Genomic DNA, 21,283 nt, shown 5'->3' with positions numbered 1-21,283 from the left:
ATATACTGCATCGGCAGTTGCAGTATATATTCATCGGCAGTTGCAGTATATATTCATCAGCAGTTGCAGTATATATTCAACTGCCGATGCAGTATATATTCATTTTTCGTGGATACTATCCTGTATGGTCTGTTCTGCCTGCCGCGCGTTCGGGGCGATGAGGTTCTTGCCGCCGTTGATGATGCAGGCAGACTTGGAGTCTTCCCACCCGTGTAGCTTGTCTGGCTCATCGTGATACTCCTTGAGCATTATCCGACGGCTTCAGCCATTCCAGGAAATCGAAGATGTTGGGTTCGTCCAGGTAGATGCCCATGCCGGCATAGCTGGCTTCATCAGGGTCTTCCGGGATGGTATACAGGTCTTCGTAAAGGCTGATCCGTCTGCCGAACGGTGTGGTGAAGTAGACCTGCCTTGCTGCCTCGTGCTCCTTTTTAAAGATGTCGCTCCAGATGGCCTCCCCGTTCCAGCCGGCTGCGGCGTCATCCGTAAGCCGGACAGCAGGCCCACTGATGTATGCCTTGTCCTTATAAAGGACGAGCTGGGCGGCGAGACAGCCGGTCCGTACATCCTCAGGAACAGAACTATGGGACGTTACGTCCTTGAACAGCCTGCCGTCCCTGTGGCGCAAAGTGTATGTACGTCCGTCTTTCACGCCAATGACTGTATAGGTATCCAGCCGTTCGGAACAGACGGTATCGAGAAGGCTTGCCGCTTCCTGCAACGGGACTCTTTCCCACTCCTCCATTAAAGGAGCCGTCTGACGGCACTGCCTTGCCAAAGTAGCCGGCAGGGAATTGCCGTGTTTGTCCTGCCAGTTGAAGGCAAGGTCCGCCCATAACATCTGCCGGGCTGCCTGCTTTTCTCCGGCGATCCGCAGGAACATCGGCTTGCGGCAGCGCAAGTCCGGATAGACATGCCGCAGGACCCTGTCTTCCCGTGCAAAATAGGTCAGCACATCGCTCAGACGCTGGAAGTCGCATGACAGCACGCTTTCCGTTATCCATTGCCTGAGGGCGCTGCAGGGGGCATCCGCCACAGCCTGTGACACAAGGTCGTGGACCTGTGAGGTGGCATTGGCACTCATGCCGGATCCGTCGCACCACCGGAACACCACATTGCCCAGGCTGCGGTACATGTCTTCGTAAACGTCGTCAAGCCCGATGGCGACGGTATTTTCCGTATAAAGCAGCAGGGAAAGGATAAGCCGCCCATCGAATGCCCGTGCATCCTGTTCCGCCAGATGGTGCAGCCTGACATAGATCCCATAAAAGAAAGCCACGTCGCCGTCCACGTTCATGGACGGATGGTGAAGGCGTTTCCATCGGGACTTGAACTGGTCTATCGTATACATTTTATTTCAGGTGACAAGTTAACGGGTTGACAAGTTGACGAGGTTTTAGATGCCATTAGTGTAATCAGAACCTTGTTGCCTTGTCAACTGATACCTTGTCCACTATAAAAACAGGATGTATTCCGGCTGTACCTCAACGGAAGCGGTCAGGAGGTTGGGGAGCCCGATGAACAGACGCCTGATGCGTGAACCCTGCAGTTTTTGCAGATATCCTTCATAACCGTCCAGGAAACCGCCGATAATACGTACTTTCCTGCCTATCATGTCGGAGGATATTTCATCCGGTGTGTAATAACGTGGACTCTCGGAGGACTCTACGGCGTGGATGAAACGCTGCATGTCGGCATCCCTTACCGTCATGGGGATCCTGTAGCCGCCACGCACATAGCGGTACTGGATGGTGTTGTACGATTCAACGACTGAGTCGATGGAATGCCGGGTGTCATGCACGAAAAGCAGGTCCTGCATGAAAGGGACTTTCTCACGGCACCGTTTGCCATGCCTTACCGAAAGTTTCCACACCATCGGTGTAAAAGCCTCTATCCCCAGCTCCTTGAACAGCCTGTATGCCGGTAGCCTGGCGTTGCATCTTTTAAGGTCGCGCATGACGAACCATTTCAAACGGCCGTGTTCATCGGGCAAAGCGGCGTCTGCCGCCGGGATACCGTCCTGTATGTTAGGGTAAGATTCATTCATGGTTCAGGCAGGGACATTTTTTCTAACCCTGCAAGCTATTGTAAAATGCTCAATAACAAGCAGTTATGCGCATCTGACTGTTGGCTTCTCTTTATTTTCATAAGATTGTTCCAGCTCCGTCACTGCTCCCAACAACGCCTGCATCGGTGTTGGTTTCCATGACGGATTCCATCCGTCTCATAATAGGAGATGTTCATTTTTCCCCTGGTTGAATTGTTATATATTATGCGTGATACAGATTTGTGCATTTCTCACCACTGACACTAAAGGAGGTACACAGAGTCTTTTAAATTTTTCCTCTGTGGTACTCTGTGGCCTCTGTGGTGAATAGTTATGTTTCATTAAAATACATAGTCTATACCGCATATAGTATAAACTATTATCCGTGCTAATCTGGGTTAATCCGCGTTTCAAAACAAATTCTGAATGGATAAAAAACAAGGAAGGTGTGCCGAAAAGTTAGTTTTCATTTCGGCACACCTTCCTTGTTTGAATGGGGTAGTTGTCGTTAGAAGTATAAATAACGCTGGTCGGTTACTTTACCTTTTTCACGCAGTTCGGAGATGCATTGATTTGCATAGGCTGAACTCATGGATGAGAGTGCAGATTCTTCTTTTTTAGCATCAAATTCTTCGCTGCCTTTGTTTTTGGCGTATACTTGAATCATATAGACACCTGCGTTGCCTTTGATAGGTGCCGATACCTTTTCTACGTCGGTTTTCGAAGCGTAAGCACTGATGGCAGGTTCGCTGGCATGTGTAACAGAAATGTATGCCGGGGCATTGAACGTTACGTGTTTAACGCTGTCGCTTACGGCATCTTTCATTTCTTTTATTTGTGCCAGGCTGTTGAAGTCCTTCATTTGTCCCATCAATTGTTCGGCTTTCTTGTTGCGGATGATTTCGTTACGCAGCATGTTTGCCACTTTGTTGATGTTGACGTAACCTTTTTTGTTGATGGCTTCTACGCCTACCATAATCATGTGGTCATTGTCTCCACATTCGTAAAGCGGAGAAACTTCGCCAGCTTTAGCGTTGAAAATCCATCTCAAGGCTTCCTGGGTAGAGTGGATGTTGCCTACGTAGTGTGCATCGCTGGTGAAATCGGAACGTGGAATTACTGTGTAACCGGCTTCTTCTGCGTTCTTTTTCATGTCTTCCAGCGTTGTGTTCTGTGCTACGAACTGGCTGAATTTGTTATAAGCATCATTGTATGTTTCTTTGCTGAATTCAACCGGGCATTTGATAACGGCTACATCATATTTCGGTTTCATAGCCTTTTTGCTCATTACCTGAAGAATCAGGTTGGCTTGTCCTACTTTCAGGTTCTTCAGTTCGTTTACCGGCTGGTTGATAAGTGTCTGGATGTACTTCAAGTTGTCAGCATCCAATGCAGCACCTTCCCAGCTCATGGCATTCACCCATGTAGCTTCGCCTGTCTGTCCGTATGCTTTTGCCACTTCTGCAAAGTCGGCACCTCCCTTGATAGCATTGAAAATGCTGTCTGCCAGTTCGGTACGTCTTGTTTCTGTGTCTGCCATTACCTGAATCTGACGGAATTGGATAGAGTCGGGAGCCGTAGTCTTGGCAAGAATCTTGAACGTGTTGTACGAGTCATCGCCCGCATTGTAATAAGGACCGTATACTTCGTTGACTGACGCAGAGTCAAGACGGGCTGCTACATCTTGTGGCAGTGAAGTCTTGTTGATGGCTACGCCTGTATAGTTGACGGTAGAACCGGTAGAGCGGACAAATGAAGCATAGTCTGTAGTGGTTTTGTCCAGTTGGTCTGTAAATTCGGTTACTTCCTTCAATACGGCACCGCGGTCTTCGGCAGAAGGTACTACATGTACATCGATGTACTGGATGTCACGGGTCTCGACCGGTTGTTTGTAAGATTCTTTCCGTTCGTTGTATAAGTTCTTGATTTCTTCATCGGATACGGTGATGGTAGAATCGCTGATGCTGGCATAAGGAACCCCAGCCAGAAGCAGGTCGCTTTGTTCGGTGCGTCCCTTGAAAGCATCTTCTGCTGCCACCGGGTTCGAAATCAAGGATTTTGCAATCAGATTCTGGTATTTGGATGCCAGCAAAGATTGTCTCAATGTCTTTTCTACAAATGTCCAGAAGTTACCTAGTTTTTGGTAATACTCTACATATTGTGCAGGCATTTGTGATGAGCCCAGGTTGGCATATTCTACCAGGAATTTTTTCAGCATATCCTTGTCGAATGCTCCTGTCTGTGGGTTACGGAACGGAGTCTGCATCAGCAGCGGGTTCGTACCTTCGTCGATGACTGCCTGAAGTTCTTTATCGGTAACAGTCAGTCCCAGTTTCTCTGCTTCTCCTGCTATCAGCTGGTTGGTGACATAAGTGTTCCATACCTGGTCTTTGACGTTTGTCAGCTGGTCTTCGTTCAACGAGTTCAGCCCGTTGGTCAGCTTGATGACTTCGCTGAATTCATCTACCATTTTTTGATACTCTTGTGCGGAGAGTTTTTCTCCATTGACTTCTCCGACGTCTTGTCTTCCCTGATGCGGCTGGAGAACTTTCCATGCATCACCCGCAATGAAAGCGAATAAGGCAAGACCGATTACGATGACCAAAAGTGGTCCTTTGCTTCTAATTGATTGTAAAGTTGCCATTTAAAGTTATTATTTTGTTTATTGTTTTTCCTTTTAGCGCACGAAGATACAAAAAATGTACGTAGCAGTGTCGTTTTTCCTCAAAAAAATGATGTTTTCCTTATGTTTGAGGCATAACTTTCAGTTTGACCAGCTCTATTTTCGTAGCTGTGACCTTGATTATCTTGAAATGAAAATGGTTGATGTTTACTATTTCATGAGGTTTGGGAAAGCTTTGGAATTCGTGGAGAATCAGCCCTCCGATGGTTTGATATTCGTCGCTTTCGGGCAGGTTGAGTCCGAATTCCTCGTTTGCCTTTTCAATTTCAAGCCGTCCGGAGAAAATGTATTCGTTGTCACCGATGGCTTTGGCTATGGTAGATTTGGTATCATGTTCATCTTCAATGTCACCCAGGATTTCTTCTACCAGATCTTCCATGGATACAATACCTGATGTACCTCCGAACTCATCGACTACTACGGCAAGTGACCGTTTTTGCTGCATCAACAGTTTCATCAGTTTATGGGTACTCATCGATTCGGGTACGATAGGGATGCGGCGTATGTTTTTGTGCCAGTCGGTGAGAGGCTTGAACATTTCAGAGGAATGGATATAGCCTACGATATTGTCAATGCTTTCTTTATAGACGATGATTTTACTGATGCCATGCTCGATAAATGTTTCTTTTAGTTTTTCGAGCGGAGTATCGAGTTCTACAGCTATGATTTCGGTACGGGGAATCATGCAGTCGCGTACCTTGATATTCGTAAAGTCGAGGGCATTGCGGAACAGTTCGATTTCGGTGTTGATGTTCTCCGGGTCATTCGTGTCTTTCAAGCTGTTTTCAATAAATGTGTCGAGGTCGACTTTGGTGAATGCCTTTTCTTTTACTTTTTTATCGACTTTATGTCCGGATATGCGTAAAATGCCGGTGGAGAGTGATGCCACAAGCCAGCTGATGGGATACAGGATTATATAGAAGATGAAGGCGGGTACGGCAAAAAGTCGCAACATGTGTCCTGGAAACATCTTGAACAATGTTTTGGGGATAAATTCGATGGTGAGAATCATGATTGCCGTAGAGGTCAGGATTTCGATGATTATTATCCAGGCAGCAGGCAGGGATGTACGGGGGAATGCATATTGCCCGAACAATTGTGTCATCCCGATGCAGAACATTACCAACGAGAGGTTGTTTCCTACCAGCATGGTAGACACGAAGTGATTGGCATCGTGGTAAAATTTGGAAAGAATCTGTGCCGACAAGCTATTGTCTTTCCTCATCTCGAAGCGTAACTTGCTGGAGGAGAGGAAAGCTATTTCCGTCCCTGCGAAAAAGACGGAAAGTGTCATGCATATGATTAGGTTAATGATAAGGCTCGTCATGTCACTTAATTGGTTTTCGGTTGTTGGACGGTATCTGCCGGTGCTGTATCTTCTACGGTAAAGATACCGGTATTATTGAATATTTGGTATTCGCTCATTTGCTGATTCGATTCGAATCCGTATCCGGTTAGTATTTTGTCAGGCTGTTCGATCCGGATATAGCGGTCGGAATAGATTCGTTCTTTGCCTTGGTCCCAATACATCAGTTGGGTGTCGAATTTGTCGCCCCGTTGGCTACGTATATGTACATTGCCGCGAAGTTCCCATAATTTCTTGGGTTCGTAATAAAAAGCCGTATCTGCTTTGATGCTGGCGTCTATGTGGAACAGGGTATCGAACTTTTCCAGGTAAATGCCTTTCTGGAATGCCCAATACGGGGTGTCTATCCGGCTGTAAACAAGCCATTCGGCTGTAATGATTTTATAGCGTATCATTCCAGAGTCGGAGATGTAGGTGGTTACTCCGGTGGTGCGCATGTCTGGGATGGAGTCTCCTTTTCCTACAGCTTCTGCCAGATTTTCTTTTTTCCCGCATGAAGGCAGTAAGACAACCATTAAAATTGCCCATACGGCAATCGTCAGGCACAGCGGTATCATGTATTTCTTTTGGTTCGGTTTATGTTGTATCATGTCGGTTTATCTTAAGATTATGGTTTCGTTTATCCATCCGCCCAAAATGACGGCGTTGCCTTTCTTCAGTCCCAAGCCGGCAAGTGCTTTTTCGGTAGGGATATGTTTCTGGTAGGTATTGATGAGCTGGGTTGCTTCATCGGCTGTGCTTGTATCGACTGATTGGGCTTTTTGCAGCTTGTCGATTACGGCAAAGTAAGTGCATTGGTTCAGGGTAGCTTCTTTGCACCAGTTGGGGTTCGAAGCATACATTTGCGCAATCAATATATACGGTTTACCTTCGTCTTTATCAAGGGATATGGATTTGAGTGCATATTGTTTTGCCCGTTTCCATTGTTTGTCTTGAAACAAGACTCTTGCCGCACGATAGCAATATTCGGCTTTGTCCGCAGGATTGGCGGCCAGCATTGCCGCCTCGTCAAAGTAGGTTATGCTTTCTTCTATTTTGCCCCTTTGATAGCATAAGCGTCCACATTCTGCTGCAAGTCCAGCTGTAGGCGTTAAGGTATAGGCGGCTTCTGAAGCCGTCAGATATACTTCTTCACCCGTGCACTTCAGTTGTCTCAGGGTAGAAAGAACCAGATTGATATATGCCAGGTCGGTTCTATGCTGTTCTATTTTGGGGGCATATAGTTTTTGTAAGTCCTCACAGGTTACACATCTGCTCTCGATAAAGCGGGTGTCTATGTAGTCTTTTGTTATCGACCATAGATGTTGCTTCTGTGGGTCGTTTATGGTGCTTTCCAGCCGGAAGCGGATGTAGTGGGATGCCTTCAAGTAGTCTTGGATAAACTGTTCGATGTGTCCGGCATTTGTTTTCAATTTTTGCAGCGACAGGTCCATGAGGTCTTCCAGCATATAATAAGTGGACTTCTCTTTTTCCATGCCGATGGCTTCTTGTTCTTTTCTGTATGCCTTGTCTATATTGATGTCGGTACCCGAGAACATGACATAGTCGTGTATCTTCATCCCCAAGACGAATCCGGGGGTAACCGGTGTATGGGTCAATGTGTTCAATGAATCCAAATATTGTATGTGCTGGTCATGTATATTCATCAATTCTGTCAAGTAATCCTCTTCCTTTGTTTTGTTATCCGAATCGGCAATCAGTGCACGCAGGATTTGGGTGCCATCGGTGTAGATATTGGGAGATGCCCAGGGGGCTTCGGTAAATACCGATTTCCATGGGCTGTAGGCTTGGGCAAAATCATTTTTTTGCAGATAAGTTTTATACAGGGCAATATGCTGTATGCACCGGACACTATCTTCACCGTGTCCGAAGCGTGAACCATCTTCTATTCCTTTTTGTGCATTGGCTGAAAGGGAACAGAGGAGCCATATTACCAATAAACCTGCATACTTCATGGCATTGCGGATAACCGCTTCCTTAGTTGACTTTCCATTTCATGAACCAGCGTTCGTTGAAGGTCAGGCCCAACTTGATGACAAAGCGGTTCTCTGATAATACATTGGCAACTGAAGGCTGCACGCGTACATATTCTCCTGTCAGGCTTAAGATAGTCCTGTATTGAAATACATTGAGAGGGAATCCGAATCCGGCACTGACACTGTATTCGGAAGGACCTTCGAATTGGGGAAGCTTCAGGTAAGGAGTGGCATAGTTGAAGCCTACGCGGTAACGTACCCGTGCCAAGTAGTTTCTTCCGATGGGGTTGGGCAGGTATTCGGCTCCTATCGCGATTTTGCTGCGGTCTTTATACATATCGGTCTGGTTGTTGTATTTTACCGAACCCCATTTTTGCAGGGTATAGTCGGCACCGATGGTCAGCCTGTTTTTATGCATATATGCCACACCGGCACCGAATGTGTGCGGAATGCCATACGAATCGTATATGTTCGTTTCGTTTGTTGTAGAATAATTCGAATTGTCGGTAACTTGAATGCCTCGCGTGTCGGTCGAGTTCAGGGTATGTCCCAGTTCGTACACCAAGCCCAGTGTCAGGTTGTCAGTCTTGTTGATCTTCTGGGTGTATTGCAAGCCAAAATTGGCCACATAGCTTTTTACCCTGACTTCGTTGTAGACAATGGTCTGGTCGCTGGTAGTGTTGAATCCTACACTGGACTGGTAATTGAGCGAGCCGTACATGTATCCGGCACTTGCTCCGATAGAAAGGTTATCCAGTATCTTGAATCCCAGCCCTGCGGTAATCTGTTGCAGACCTCCGTCGCCATAAAATGTATTGGTAGCCGTATAGCTTTCGCTTCCTTCTACAGGGGTAGTGGTCGAAAAGTTATATCCTACGTTCGAAAACGGAGTGAATCCGACGGCAATACCCAAGCGCTTGTGCAGGCGGAACTGCATGGCGATATAGTCAAAGCTGGAGTTCTTGGCATTGGAACTGATGCCGTTTTCCTTGTAGTTCGAACTTTTCAGGCTCATTCCCATATCGAACATGAACGAAAGAGAGTCGACCGAAGATATGGATGCCGGATTGGTCAGGTTGATGTGTTCGCTGTAACGCAGGCCGTAACCGATGCCTCCCATGGCTGCATTGTTGGCAAAACCGCGGTCGGACAAGTCGCCCAGACCATATCGTGTATAAGGAGAGTTCGTGCTTGACTGGGCAGAGGCCGTCAACCAGCTTCCTATCATCAAGACGCTGAGTAGAAGTGCTTTATTTCTTAACATTATAATTCAATATTCTGTTTAAACCTTTCAATACTAAAAATCTGTCTGCAAAGATGATACTTTTTAAGTTTGTATCAAAAGAAAATTTATCTCCTCCGGTTAAAAAAACCAAAAGGTCAGGGTATTTTTTTTGCATCAGACGGATATAGCCCATGATTTCGAACTCGATGCCTTTGATGACACCTGCGCGGATTGCGGTTTCGGTACTGTAGCCGAACTCGGGCAGGTCGCCTCCTTTTTCTATCAGAGGAAGCTTGTCGCAACAAGCGTTCAAGGCTTTGAAGCGGGTATAGATGCCTGGCGAGATGTTTCCTCCCCAGTAGCATCCTTGTGCATCGATGAACTCATAGGTGAGTGCCGTACCCGCATCGACGACCAGCAGGTTCTTGTCCGGACATAGGTAATTGGCTCCTACTACTGCTGCCAGCCGGTCCATGCCCAATGTTTTCGGGGTTTTATACATATTCCGGATGGGTACAGGAGTTTCGTACGTCAATTCCAGAATGGGCAGGTCTATCTTCTTCAGCTGCCTGCGTATCGTATTGCTGAGCGAGATGACAGATGCAATGATGATGTGTCCGATGGGGTATTTGTGGCATAGCATGGGAAGATAGTCCAGCGAATGGTTTGACCCGCGGAGCACTTCTACCATCTCTTCTTTGTCGAATACGGCAAGTTTGGCAACAGTGTTGCCTATGTCGATAACTAAGTTCACTTCTTTTCGTTTTTTGCGGTGCAAAGTAAATTAAAAAATGAATAGGTCACGCAATAAAACTCATAATTTCTTTCGAACATCTGAATTATTCCTTGTATTTTTGCACCCGGATTGAGACAGAAACGAATATAGAATGAAGAGGAAACTCATATACTTGCTCTTGGCGTTGCTTATAGTCGGGTTTGCCCGCGCAGCCAGCTTCAAGTCGGACAGCATACGGTTCAGCTTGCTTACCTGTGCGCCGGGAAGCGAAATTTATGCGCACTTCGGGCATACGGCTATCCGGTACGAGAACTATACGAGGAAGATTGACCTGGTATTCAATTACGGGATGTTCAATTTCCGTGAGCCGCATTTCGTGTGGCGTTTCGTGAAAGGAGAGACCGATTATCAGCTAGGTATTACACCTTATATATATTTTAGGGCTGAATATGCCATGCGTGGCTCTTCGGTGTATCAGCAAGTGCTGAACCTGACACAGGAGGAAAAGTTGAGGCTTCTGGGATTGCTCGAAGAGAATTACCGTCCTGAGAATCGGGTGTACCGGTATAATTATTTTTATGATAACTGTACCACCCGTGCCCGCGACCAGATAGAGAAAGCTATCGAAGGAAAAGTGGTGTATGCCGATTCTATCGGCGGAAAGACATTCCGTAGCATCATTCACGAGTTTACCTCCGAAGCTCTGTGGGACGAATTCGGTATCGACCTTTGCCTGGGTGTGGAGGCGGACCGGGAGATAGGAAAACGCCTGCAGATGTTTGCTCCTTTCTATATGTTACATTATGCGGATAGTGCTTATATTGTGTCGTCCGCCGGAGTGAAGCGTCCGTTGGTGTCCGAAAAGACAACTATCGTCAATGTCGATCCTGAACCAGTGGAACCAGGTTTTCCTTTATCTCCGGTGGCGTGTGGTATCTTGTTCCTCATTGTTTGCATCGTGATGGGATGGGTACAATGGAAGCATCGGTGTGTGTGGTGGGGATGGGACGTAGTGTTGCTCTTGCTGCAGGGGCTGGCAGGGTGTATCGTCGCTTTCCTGTTTTTCTTCTCTACCCACCCCACGGTAGGCTCGAACTGGTTGCTCTGGTTGTTCAATCCGGTGCCGTTGTTCTACCTTCCATTCCTCGTTTTTCATGAGAAAAAAGGGCTGAAAGACCCTTATCATGTCATAAATATCGTGTATTTAACATTATTTATGGTGATAATCCCGATTTGTGGGCAAGAATTTAATTTAACAGTATTACCTTTGGCACTCGGTTTGCTGGTGAACTCCGTGAGCCGTATATTAGTTTGGAACAAAAAGTAATGAAAGAACGCATACTGACATCTTTAATCACCGTGATTGTACTGACCGGGCTGCAGGCACAGACCGCGTCACCCGTACCCCGTCTGGTAGTTGGCCTTACCATCGACCAGCTCCGTTCGGATTACATCGAGGCATTCTCTGCCTTGTATGGCGAGAAAGGCTTCAAACGGCTGATGAAAGAAGGGCGGGTGTATTGTAATGCGGAATACGACTTTATCAATATCGACCGCTCGTCGGCAGTGGCATCGGTTTACACGGGCACTACACCTTATTATAATGGCATTGTGGGCAACCGCTGGATGGACCGTAATACACTCCGGATGGTAAAGTGTGTAGACGATCCTGCCTATATGGGCATTTATACCTCCGAAAGCACTTCGCCCCAGCACTTGTTGGTATCTACCTTGTCGGATGAGCTGATGGTGGCATCGAACGGGGCTGCCGAAGTATATTCTATTGCTCCTACACGCGAAATGGCGATTCTTTCCGCCGGACATGCAGCAAAGTGTGCGCTTTGGCTGAATGATGAAACAGGTAAGTGGTGTGGTTCTACTTACTATGGTACGTTTCCCGACTGGGTGACTACCTATAATGACCAGGAAGGGCTTGATTTCCGTATCGGTAGTTTGACATGGGGACCTTATTTGCCAGTCACTTCGTACCGTTATGTGACATCTACCGCCAAGCAACTGACTTTCAAACACGATTTTTCGGATGAGCGGTTGGAAAAATACAGGAAGTTCAAGACCAGTCCGTATGTGAATGATGAGGTGAACCGTTTGGTAGATGCATGTCTGCTTCATACTCAGGTGGGAAAAGACAATATTCCCGACCTGCTCACCCTTTCGTATTATGCGGGCAACTATGCGCACAAGCCGAATACGGAATATGCAATGGAAATTCAGGATATGTATGTGCGCCTGGATCATTCCATCGGCGAATTGCTGGAACTGATAGACCGTAGGGTAGGGCTTGCCAATACGCTGTTCTTCATAACTTCGACGGGGTATGCGGATTCGGAACCTAAAGACCCTGAGCAATATCGTATCCCCAGCGGTGAATTTCACATCGAGCGTTGTGCCGCTTTGCTGAACATGTATTTGATGGCGATATACGGTCCCGGGCAATACGTGGAGACGTATTACGACCGTCAAATCTACTTGAACCATAAGCTGATAGAAGACCGCAAGCTGAACCTGACGGAGATACTGAACTGTGCTTCTGATTTTATTGTGCAGATGAGTGGCGTGCGTACGGCATATTCTTCACAACGCCTGTTGTTGGGAGCATGGACTCCGCGTATCGATAAAATCCGCAATACATTCAATCCGAATTGTTCGGGAGATATTTACGTGGAGGTGATGCCCGGCTGGTCGGTTATCGATGAGGTTTCACATTCTACTCATGTAGTGCGGGATACGTATGCATCGGTTCCGCTTATTTTCATTGGTAACAACATCAAGCCGGAAATTCTGTATACTCCGGTAAAAGTAGCTACAATAGCTCCTACGGTAGCTCACTTCATGCGCATTCGGGCGCCTAATGCTGCGATGTCAGCCCCTCTTACAGGCATTCGCAAGTAATTTTGTATCAAGAAGCTTTTCGGATACATGGCGAATTGCTTATCTTTGCAACCGAATTAACAAAATCATTTTTAATAGAAATAATAAAAACAACAACATAAAATGGGATTTAATGAATTTATAAGTAAGATTTTCGGAAACAAGGCTACTCGTGACATGAAAGAGATTCAGCCGTGGGTAAACAAGGTAAAGGAAGTATATCCGGAAATCCAGAAGTTGACGAACGATGAGTTGCGTGCCAAGACAGAAGAATTGAAAAAGTATATCAAGGATTCTGCAATTGCAGAGACTCAGAAGATTGCAGACTTGAAAGCAACTATCGAAGCAACAGACATCGAAAAACGTGAGCCGATTTTCAATCAGATAGACAAGCTGGAGAAAGAGGTGCTCGACAAATACGAAAAGGCATTGAATGATGTGTTGCCTACAGCTTTTGCGATTGTAAAAGATACGGCACGTCGTTTCGCCGAGAATGAAGAAATCGAGGTCACAGCTACCGAAATGGACCGCAATCTGGCTGCACAAGGACGTGATTTCGTACGGATAGAAGGTGAAAAGGCTGTCTGGAAGAATCATTGGATAGCTGGTGGTAATGAGATTACCTGGAATATGGTGCATTATGATGTACAGCTTTTCGGTGGTGTGGTATTGCATCAAGGCAAGATTGCCGAAATGGCAACAGGTGAAGGTAAGACTCTGGTGGCTACGCTTCCGGTATTCCTCAATGCTTTGACCGGAAACGGTGTGCATGTCGTAACCGTAAATGATTACTTGGCTAAGCGTGACTCGGAATGGATGGGGCCGCTTTATATGTTCCATGGTTTGAGCGTGGATTGCATTGACAAGCATCAGCCCAACTCGGAAGCCCGCCGCCGTGCTTATATGGCAGACATTACATTTGGTACCAATAACGAATTCGGCTTCGATTATTTGCGTGACAATATGGCAGTAAGCCCCAAAGACTTGGTACAGCGTCAGCATAATTATGCCATTGTCGATGAGGTCGACTCGGTCTTGATTGACGATGCACGTACGCCGCTGATTATTTCCGGTCCGGTGCCCAAAGGTGACGAGCAATTGTTCGAAGTGCTTCGCCCGTTGGTGGAAAGACTGGTAGAAGCACAGCGTAAACTGGCTACTCAGTATCTGGCAGATGCCAAGCGTCTGATAGCTTCGGACAAGAAAGAAGACCAGGAAGCCGGTTTCCTTGCCTTGTTCCGGAGCCATAAGGCGTTGCCGAAGAACAAGCCACTTATTAAGTTCTTGAGCGAACCGGGTATCAAGGCGGGCATGCTGAAGACCGAAGAAATCTATATGGAGCAGAACAACAAGCGTATGCCCGAGGCGGTAGAACCTTTGTATTTCGTAATTGACGAAAAACTGAAGAGCGTAGACCTGACCGATAAGGGTATCGACTTGATTACCGGAAAATCTCAAGATCCTACATTGTTTGTGTTGCCCGATATTGCAGCCCAACTTTCGGAACTGGAAAATGCTCCCGGATTGAGCGATGAAGAAAAGCTTGCCAAAAAAGATGAATTCATGACGAACTATGCCATCAAGGCAGAACGTGTACATACCATCAACCAGTTGCTGAAGGCATACACGATGTTCGAAAAAGATACCGATTACGTAGTCATGGACGGTCAGGTGAAGATTGTTGACGAACAGACCGGCCGTATTATGGAAGGACGTCGCTGGAGCGATGGCTTGCATCAGGCTGTAGAAGCCAAAGAAGGAGTGAAGGTGGAAGCTGCTACCCAGACTTTTGCAACGATTACACTCCAGAATTATTTCCGTATGTATCACAAGCTGGCAGGTATGACCGGTACAGCAGAAACCGAAGCGGGTGAATTCTGGGACATCTACAAACTGGATGTGGTAGTAATCCCGACCAACCGTCCGATTGCCCGTATTGATATGAATGACCGGGTGTATAAGACCAAGCGTGAAAAGTACAAGGCTGTTATCGAAGAAATCGAGAAGATGGTGCAGGCAGGCCGTCCGGTATTGGTAGGTACTACTTCGGTCGAAATCTCGGAAATGCTGAGCAAGATGCTTACCCTTCGTAAGATTCCTCACAACGTATTGAATGCGAAATTGCATCAGAAGGAAGCGGAAATTGTTGCAAAGGCAGGACAGAGCAGTACGGTGACCATTGCCACCAATATGGCAGGACGTGGTACCGATATCAAGCTGAGTCCGGAAGTGAAGGCGGCAGGCGGTTTGGCTATCATTGGTACAGAACGTCATGAATCACGTCGTGTAGACCGTCAGTTGCGTGGTCGTGCCGGACGTCAGGGAGACCCGGGTTCTTCTGTATTCTTCGTATCGTTGGAAGACGACCTGATGCGTCTGTTTGCTTCCGACCGTCTGGCTCATTGGATGGATAAGATGGGCTTTAAAGAAGGCGAGATGATAGAGCATAGCATGATATCGAAATCTATCGAACGTGCCCAGAAGAAGGTAGAAGAGAATAACTTCGGTATTCGTAAGCGTTTGTTGGAATACGATGATGTGATGAACAAGCAGCGTACCGTGGTTTATACGAAACGCCGTCACGCTTTGATGGGCGAACGTATCGGTATGGATATCGCAGATATGATTTGGGATCGTTGCTACAATGCAGTAGCTCAGCCGGCCTACGAAGATGCCAAGATGGAAATTCTTCAGACACTGGCAATGGAAACTCCGTTTACCAGCGATGATTTCCGCAACAAGAGCAAAGACGAACTTGCCGAACAGACTTTCCAAAGTGCGATGGACCTGTTCCGGCGCAAGACCGAACGTATGGCACAGATTGCCAATCCGGTAATCAAACAAGTGTATGAGAACCAGGGACAGGTTTATCAGAACATTTTGATTCCGATAACCGACGGTAAGCGTATGTATAACATTTCGGTGAATCTGAAAGAAGCTTACGAAACCGAAGGAAAGGCTATTGTCAAGGCTTTCGAAAAAGCGATATTATTACACGTGATTGATGATGCCTGGAAAGAGAATCTCCGTGAACTGGACGAATTGAAACATTCGGTACAGAATGCAAGCTATGAGCAAAAAGATCCGTTGTTGATTTTCAAACTCGAATCAGTCAATTTGTTTGATGCTATGGTGAATAAAATCAATAACAATACCATATCTGTATTGATGCGCGGACAGATTCCAGTACAAGAACCTCAGCAAGTGCGTCAGGCTGCTCCCGAACCTCAGCAACCCCGTCAGCAATACCGTGAGGAAAAGCAGGACTTGAATGATCCCGACCAACAGGAAGCTGCTGGAAAAGATACACGTGATGCTAAAAAAGAACCTTATCGTGCCGAAAAGACGGTAGGACGCAATGACCCTTGCCCTTGTGGAAGTGGTTTGAAATATAAGAACTGCCACGGACGGAACTTGTAAGTATTTCTATTGACATAATAACTTAAACATGCATTGCCGTAAAGATACGAAAGAGGATTGTTCCTCTTCGCATCTTTGCGGCAATGTTTTTTTAAAGGTCTGGCGGTTGTGTGTAGGTTTGTTGGGAAAATAGACACCTGTGGACCACTTGTACGGGTACTTGTGTGGTTTTGTGTTCAAAAATCCCTTTTTTCTTGTTGGGCGAATGATAATTTTCTTTAAGTTTGCACATCATTATCATTTGATACCGTGAAGACATGAAAAGGATAGTATTGTTACTTGTGGGTTGGCTGGGAATATGCACTGCAGTTTTAGGAGGAGTTGATGTACGTTCGGAGCGATTGACCGTTGCTGAAGGTCTGGCGAATAATTCAGTACGTTGTATTTATCAGGATGGGAAAGGATTTATCTGGTTTGGTACGCTTGACGGACTTAACCGGTATGACGGTTTGTCTTTTCTGACATTCTTGCCTGAAAAGGAGATGAAGATTTCGCTTGCCGACCATCGTGTATATCGTTTGGCTGAAGATAAAAACGGCTTCTTATGGATACGTCATACCAACTCGTTATATAGTTGTTACGATTTGCGCAAAGGACAGGTAGTTGATTTTACCGGGTGTGGAGAATATTTGGATTCATACAGTTCTATTTATATTCCAGAGAAAGCAGACGAAGATGTTTGGCTATGGGGCACTCAGGACGGATGCCGTAGGGTTGTCTGTAAAGGAGGGTCATTGACTTCAGAATCTTTTAAGAAAGGTAAAGGTTTGGCATCGGATGATGTGAATCAGATTTACCCGGATGGAAAGGGAGGTGTATGGATTGCTACTGCTCACGGTTTATACCATTGGCTGGACGGAAAATTGCTGACTATCGATTCTCGTTTGAATATCCGGTATATTTACCGGTATGAGGGAAAGGCATACTTTTTTGCTTCCGATGGTTCTATGTATGGGACAGATGCGGCAGGACAGATAAAACAGCTGGATCAGCTTGCCGTACATAAGTCTCTTCGTTTCAATGGTCAGGTATATTACCGTGATGAGTGGATGATTTATACATCGGCTGGTAATTTTTGTTTTAATTTCCGTCAAGGATGTTACGTAAAACCCAATCCCATGTTGGATATACGCAATGTGCAGATTCAGCAAGATAACAAGCATGATTTCTGGATTTATAACAATTCCGGGAAATTGCGCTATCTGCAGGTAGAAAGTGGGAAAGTATTGGAATTCCAGCTTATGACGAAAGAGGATTTGGATTACATTGATGAGGAACGTTATTCGATTGTACATGATTCGCGTGGCCTTTTATGGATTGCTACATACGGGAATGGTTTGTATGTATATGATTTGCAGCATGATGAGATGCAACATTTTACAACAGGTGAAAAGGATAACGGAGTCATAAGTTCTGATTATCTGCTATGTCTGATGGAAGACCGGTTGGGTAACATGTGGGTCAGTTCGGAGTTTACCGGGGTGGATAAATTGAACATAGTCAATACAGATGTAGCCAGGGTATATCCCAATGGAGAAGAGAAAATAAACCGTTCCAATGCTGTACGGTTTGTTTCTTGTCTCGATGGTTCCGATATCTATTTGGCAACACGTACAGGAGATGTGGTCGTTTATGATACTTTGCTGGCAGTAAAGAATGTATTGAAAGCCAACACCAATGTATATGCCATAGCCGAAGACAGGGAGGGCACGAAATGGTATGGCACGCGTGGAAAGGGAATCATTGTCGGTGAAGAGCGTTATATGCACCAACGGGACGATTCGACTTCACTCTCTTCCAATCAGATTTATAACTTGATGTGCGACAGTCGTGGAAGGATGTGGGTCGCTACTTTTGGAGGAGGATTGAATCTTGCTGTACGTAAAGAGGGGAAATACCAATTTCGCCGTTTTTTCCAGTCGGAGGCACAAAACCGGGTACGTATTTTGTGTGAAGACCGTGGAGGATGGATATGGATGGGGACAGACAAGGGTATCTATGTATTTCAGCCGGACGAGCTGATACGTAATCCGAATGCTTATTATCATTATGCATTGGAGAATGGCAGTCTGTACAGTAATGAGATACGGAGCATTGTTCTTGATTCGGAAGGATATGTCTGGATAGCTGAGACCGGAGCCGGATTTTCATATTGTGCGCCGGGTCAGGATTATGCCCGTTTGAAATTTGTGCATTGTGGAGTGACCGATGGTCTGGTAAACAATATGGTGCAGGATTTCGTAGAAGACCAGCAAGGCAATATGTGGATTTCTACAGAATACGGCATTTCCTGTTTCGACCGGCAGACGGGGATTTTTGAAAATCATTTCTTTTCTTCGAATGTATTGGGGAATATCTATTGTGAGAATTGCGGTATCCGTTTGCCTGACGGGCGGCTTGCTTTCGGCACGAACTATGGATTGAGTGTCATCAATCCGATATTGGTGTCTGAAGCCGGAAATGAAAGTGTCGTGACATTTACCGATTTGAAACTGAACGGAGTATCCGTACGTCCCGGTGATGATTCCTCTCCGCTGGAATTGGCTTTGCCTTATCTGTCCGAAATCAGGTTGGATTATAATCAGAATTCTTTTGTTGTCAATTTTTCTACCTTGGATTATGTACGGCCGGGCATACAAAAGTTCTGCTATATGTTGGAAGGATATGAAAAGGAATGGAGTATTCCTTCGCCATTAAATTTCGCAGCATATAAAAACCTTCGTCCCGGAACATATCGTTTGCATGTCAAGGCTAGCAATTCGCTGGGAGTGTGGAATGAAAAAGAATCGGTATTGAAGATTGTTGTAGTTCCTCCGTTTTGGCGTACAATATGGGCATACCTGATTTATATCCTTCTGTTGGGAGGGGCGTTGTATTTGACATATCGCATTTTGGCAAGGATGAATGCCTTGCGTAATCAGATTAAGGTGGAAGAGCAGCTGACAGAATACAAGCTGGTGTTCTTTACCAATATATCGCACGAGTTTCGTACACCGCTTACACTGATACAAAATGCGTTGGAGAAAATACATCTGTCTGGGAAGCTTCCCAAGGAGATAGCTTCTTCGGTACGGGTTATGGACAAGAGTACGATGCGTCTGTTACGGCTTATCAACCAACTCTTGGAGTTCCGGCGGATGCAGAACAACAAGCTCACTCTTTCATTGGAAAAAATAGATGTCATGGATTTCTTGCACGACTTGACTTTGAATTTTAAGGAAATGGCAGAATCCAAACGCATGAAATTCTGTTTCGAACCTTCGACGGACCATTATAATATGTATGTCGACAAGGAGAAGCTGGACAAAGTAGTTTATAATCTGTTGTCTAATGCCTTCAAATATACTCCTTCCGGTGGGACAATTATCCTGACGGCAAAGGTAGATGAGGCTGGCAACCGATTTATAGTCCAGGTGTCAGATACCGGAGTGGGTATACCGAAAGAAAAGCGTGAAGAACTGTTCAAACGTTTTGCCAAGAATCGTATCTCTGGAAGCAGTATGGGAATCGGTCTGCATCTGACTCATGAATTGGTCGTTGTTCACAAAGGGACAATCACTTATCGGGAGAATGCAGGGGGAAAGGGTTCGGTTTTCATCGTTTCTTTGCCATCGGATGCATCGGCATACGATGAAAAAGATTTCTTGATTCCTGATAACGTGATTTTGCGGGAAGAAGAAAAGACGGAGAAACAGCAGACGGAATTATTCTTGGAAAATGTTTCCGATGCATCAAAAGAAGACTGCGAGGAAAAGGATGTCGAGATACCTGTTCCGCTGAATAAGCGTAAAGTACTGATTATCGAAGACGATACCGATGTGCGTGAATATTTGAAACGGGAGTTGAGTACTTATTTTGAAGTGGATGCTGAAGAAGATGGCATATCGGGGCTGAAGAAAGCTTTAGAATATGATGCAGACCTGATTATCAGTGATGTGATGATGCCTGGCTATTCTGGTTTCGAAGTGACAAGACGGTTGAAAGACAATTTCGAAACCAGTCATATACCCGTTATCTTGCTGACAGCATTAGGTACCGATGATAAGCATGTAGAAGGTATCGATTGCGGGGCAGATGCTTATATTACAAAACCATTTAGTTTGAAACTGCTGTTGGTAAGAGCCTTCCGTCTTATCGAACAGCGCGACAAGTTGCGCAAAAAGTTCTCGAACGACCCGACGATGCTTGGTTCGGCACTTTGCCGTACCGATAAAGACAAATTGTTTACCGAGCGTCTGACATTGATTGTAGAAAAACACATGGAGAACCCTCAACTGTCGGTAGACGACCTGGCGACAATGATGGGGGTAGGACGGTCGGTTTTCTACCGGAAAGTACGTGGCATAACCGGCTATTCGCCTAATGAATACTTGCGTGTCATGCGTATGAAGAAAGCGGCCGATTTGCTGGCACAGTCCGATGAGTTTACCATTGCCGAAGTGGCTCGTCAGGTAGGCATAAACGACCCGTTCTATTTCAGTAAATGCTTTAAGACCCAATTTGGTATCACTCCTTCTGCTTATCAGAAGAGTGGGGGAGTGCTTCCGGGTAATGGTGATGCTGACAGAGAAGAAAATGCCTCCAAATAGGTTCATCAAATGTTGTTTTAAACGAAATATATTCTATGGTGGTTTTTATGTATGGAACTGCCATAGAATATAACGGTGTGCAATTGTGCTTTTTAATGGAATACACACAGTTGGTGTTACTCCTCTGTTTCCAGTGTCACACAGGATTGCCAATCCGCTTCTTCAATTACGCTGGCTTCCACATCCGGCATGACAAGCAAGCTTTGTTCTATCCGCCATATAGCTGCATTGCCTGTAAGATTATTATAGTCAAAAGTAAGTGAAATGCGAATAATTCGTTTAAAAGTTGTATCTTTACGGCATGGAAATGCAGTTGTCGACATCAGAAATAGAAAATTTACGTAAACTTCAA

Annotated in this window: 14 protein-coding genes; 4 read left to right on the top strand and 10 right to left on the bottom strand. The window is 45.8% G+C overall.

The window, feature by feature from the left end; translation table 11 throughout:
- Window positions 1-99: 99 nt before the first annotated feature.
- From B5F71_RS13030 to B5F71_RS12990, 9 genes are all read right to left on the bottom strand, one after another.
- Window positions 100-249 carry a hypothetical protein gene (locus tag B5F71_RS13030; RefSeq protein ID WP_225226454.1) on the bottom strand — a complete coding sequence of 50 codons (150 nt, stop codon included), beginning with the start codon at window positions 247-249 and terminating at the stop codon, window positions 100-102.
- On the bottom strand, window positions 227-1,351 hold the full coding sequence (locus tag B5F71_RS13025; RefSeq protein ID WP_087211006.1) for a hypothetical protein: 1,125 nt from the start codon (window positions 1,349-1,351) through the stop codon (window positions 227-229). Before B5F71_RS13025 ends, B5F71_RS13030 begins: the two co-directional genes overlap by 23 nt.
- A gap of 102 nt (window positions 1,352-1,453) precedes the next feature.
- Window positions 1,454-1,957 carry a UpxY family transcription antiterminator gene (locus B5F71_RS13020; RefSeq protein ID WP_239465821.1) on the bottom strand — a complete coding sequence of 168 codons (504 nt, stop codon included), beginning with the start codon at window positions 1,955-1,957 and terminating at the stop codon, window positions 1,454-1,456.
- 598 nt (window positions 1,958-2,555) lie between these two features.
- Window positions 2,556-4,691 (bottom strand): peptidylprolyl isomerase, encoded by a 2,136-nt coding sequence (locus tag B5F71_RS13015; RefSeq protein ID WP_087211000.1) that lies wholly within the window; start codon window positions 4,689-4,691, stop codon window positions 2,556-2,558.
- A gap of 100 nt (window positions 4,692-4,791) precedes the next feature.
- A complete protein-coding gene (locus B5F71_RS13010) occupies window positions 4,792-6,057 on the bottom strand; it encodes a hemolysin family protein (RefSeq protein WP_087210997.1) in 1,266 nt (421 codons plus the stop codon).
- A gap of 5 nt (window positions 6,058-6,062) precedes the next feature.
- Window positions 6,063-6,686: an LPS export ABC transporter periplasmic protein LptC gene (gene lptC, locus B5F71_RS13005; RefSeq protein WP_087210994.1), complete on the bottom strand. Its 624-nt coding sequence runs from the start codon at window positions 6,684-6,686 to the stop codon at window positions 6,063-6,065.
- A 6-nt stretch (window positions 6,687-6,692) separates the two neighbouring features.
- Window positions 6,693-8,051, bottom strand: a complete 1,359-nt coding sequence (locus tag B5F71_RS13000) for a hypothetical protein (protein WP_087210991.1) — start codon at window positions 8,049-8,051, stop codon at window positions 6,693-6,695.
- A 22-nt stretch (window positions 8,052-8,073) separates the two neighbouring features.
- Entirely contained in the window at window positions 8,074-9,336 is a 1,263-nt protein-coding gene (locus B5F71_RS12995; RefSeq protein ID WP_087210988.1) for a hypothetical protein, read from the bottom strand.
- Window positions 9,323-10,051, bottom strand: a complete 729-nt coding sequence (locus B5F71_RS12990; protein WP_022039037.1) for a type III pantothenate kinase — start codon at window positions 10,049-10,051, stop codon at window positions 9,323-9,325. The genes B5F71_RS12995 and B5F71_RS12990 overlap by 14 nt, the downstream gene beginning before the upstream one ends.
- A 133-nt stretch (window positions 10,052-10,184) precedes the next feature.
- On the opposite strand from B5F71_RS12990, the gene B5F71_RS12985 reads away from it, so the two are divergent.
- The 4 genes from B5F71_RS12985 to B5F71_RS12970 all read left to right on the top strand — a co-directional run bounded on the left by B5F71_RS12985 (window position 10,185) and on the right by B5F71_RS12970 (window position 20,931).
- Entirely contained in the window at window positions 10,185-11,360 is a 1,176-nt protein-coding gene (locus B5F71_RS12985; RefSeq protein WP_087210985.1) for a DUF4105 domain-containing protein, read from the top strand.
- A complete protein-coding gene (locus tag B5F71_RS12980; protein ID WP_022039035.1) occupies window positions 11,360-12,943 on the top strand; it encodes an alkaline phosphatase family protein in 1,584 nt (527 codons plus the stop codon). Before B5F71_RS12985 ends, B5F71_RS12980 begins: the two co-directional genes overlap by 1 nt.
- Window positions 12,944-13,045: 102 nt before the next feature.
- Complete coding sequence (gene secA, locus B5F71_RS12975) at window positions 13,046-16,342, top strand: preprotein translocase subunit SecA (RefSeq protein ID WP_087210982.1); 3,297 nt, start codon at window positions 13,046-13,048, stop codon at window positions 16,340-16,342.
- Between the two features lie 257 nt (window positions 16,343-16,599).
- Window positions 16,600-20,931, top strand: a complete 4,332-nt coding sequence (locus tag B5F71_RS12970) for a two-component regulator propeller domain-containing protein (RefSeq protein ID WP_087210980.1) — start codon at window positions 16,600-16,602, stop codon at window positions 20,929-20,931.
- A gap of 116 nt (window positions 20,932-21,047) precedes the next feature.
- On the opposite strand, the gene B5F71_RS20795 is transcribed toward B5F71_RS12970, so the two are convergent.
- Window positions 21,048-21,283, bottom strand: a 236-nt coding sequence (locus B5F71_RS20795) for a hypothetical protein (RefSeq protein WP_206423842.1), incomplete at its 5' end; no start/stop codon positions are given.

This window comes from Bacteroides sp. An269 (assembly GCF_002159755.1).
Taxonomy (GTDB): Bacteria; Bacteroidota; Bacteroidia; order Bacteroidales; family Bacteroidaceae; genus Phocaeicola; species Phocaeicola intestinalis.
Note: the sequence above shows the minus strand (reverse complement) of the source record. Positions and strands in the feature narration are given on the sequence as shown.

Excerpts from the sequence above, each read along its gene's own strand:
- B5F71_RS13020 (WP_239465821.1), bottom strand. The coding sequence starts at position 1,957 with ATGCGCGACCTTAAAAGATGCAACGCCAGGCTACCGGCATACAGGCTG.
- B5F71_RS12995 (WP_087210988.1), bottom strand. The coding sequence starts at position 9,336 with ATGTTAAGAAATAAAGCACTTCTACTCAGCGTCTTGATGATAGGAAGC.
- B5F71_RS12980 (WP_022039035.1), top strand. The coding sequence starts at position 11,360 with ATGAAAGAACGCATACTGACATCTTTAATCACCGTGATTGTACTGACC.
- B5F71_RS13000 (WP_087210991.1), bottom strand. The coding sequence starts at position 8,051 with ATGAAGTATGCAGGTTTATTGGTAATATGGCTCCTCTGTTCCCTTTCA.
- B5F71_RS13010 (WP_087210997.1), bottom strand. The coding sequence starts at position 6,057 with ATGACGAGCCTTATCATTAACCTAATCATATGCATGACACTTTCCGTC.
- secA (WP_087210982.1), top strand. The coding sequence starts at position 13,046 with ATGGGATTTAATGAATTTATAAGTAAGATTTTCGGAAACAAGGCTACT.
- B5F71_RS12970 (WP_087210980.1), top strand. The coding sequence starts at position 16,600 with ATGAAAAGGATAGTATTGTTACTTGTGGGTTGGCTGGGAATATGCACT.
- B5F71_RS13030 (WP_225226454.1), bottom strand. The coding sequence starts at position 249 with ATGCTCAAGGAGTATCACGATGAGCCAGACAAGCTACACGGGTGGGAA.
- B5F71_RS13015 (WP_087211000.1), bottom strand. The coding sequence starts at position 4,691 with ATGGCAACTTTACAATCAATTAGAAGCAAAGGACCACTTTTGGTCATC.
- B5F71_RS13025 (WP_087211006.1), bottom strand. The coding sequence starts at position 1,351 with ATGTATACGATAGACCAGTTCAAGTCCCGATGGAAACGCCTTCACCAT.
- lptC (WP_087210994.1), bottom strand. The coding sequence starts at position 6,686 with ATGATACAACATAAACCGAACCAAAAGAAATACATGATACCGCTGTGC.
- B5F71_RS12985 (WP_087210985.1), top strand. The coding sequence starts at position 10,185 with ATGAAGAGGAAACTCATATACTTGCTCTTGGCGTTGCTTATAGTCGGG.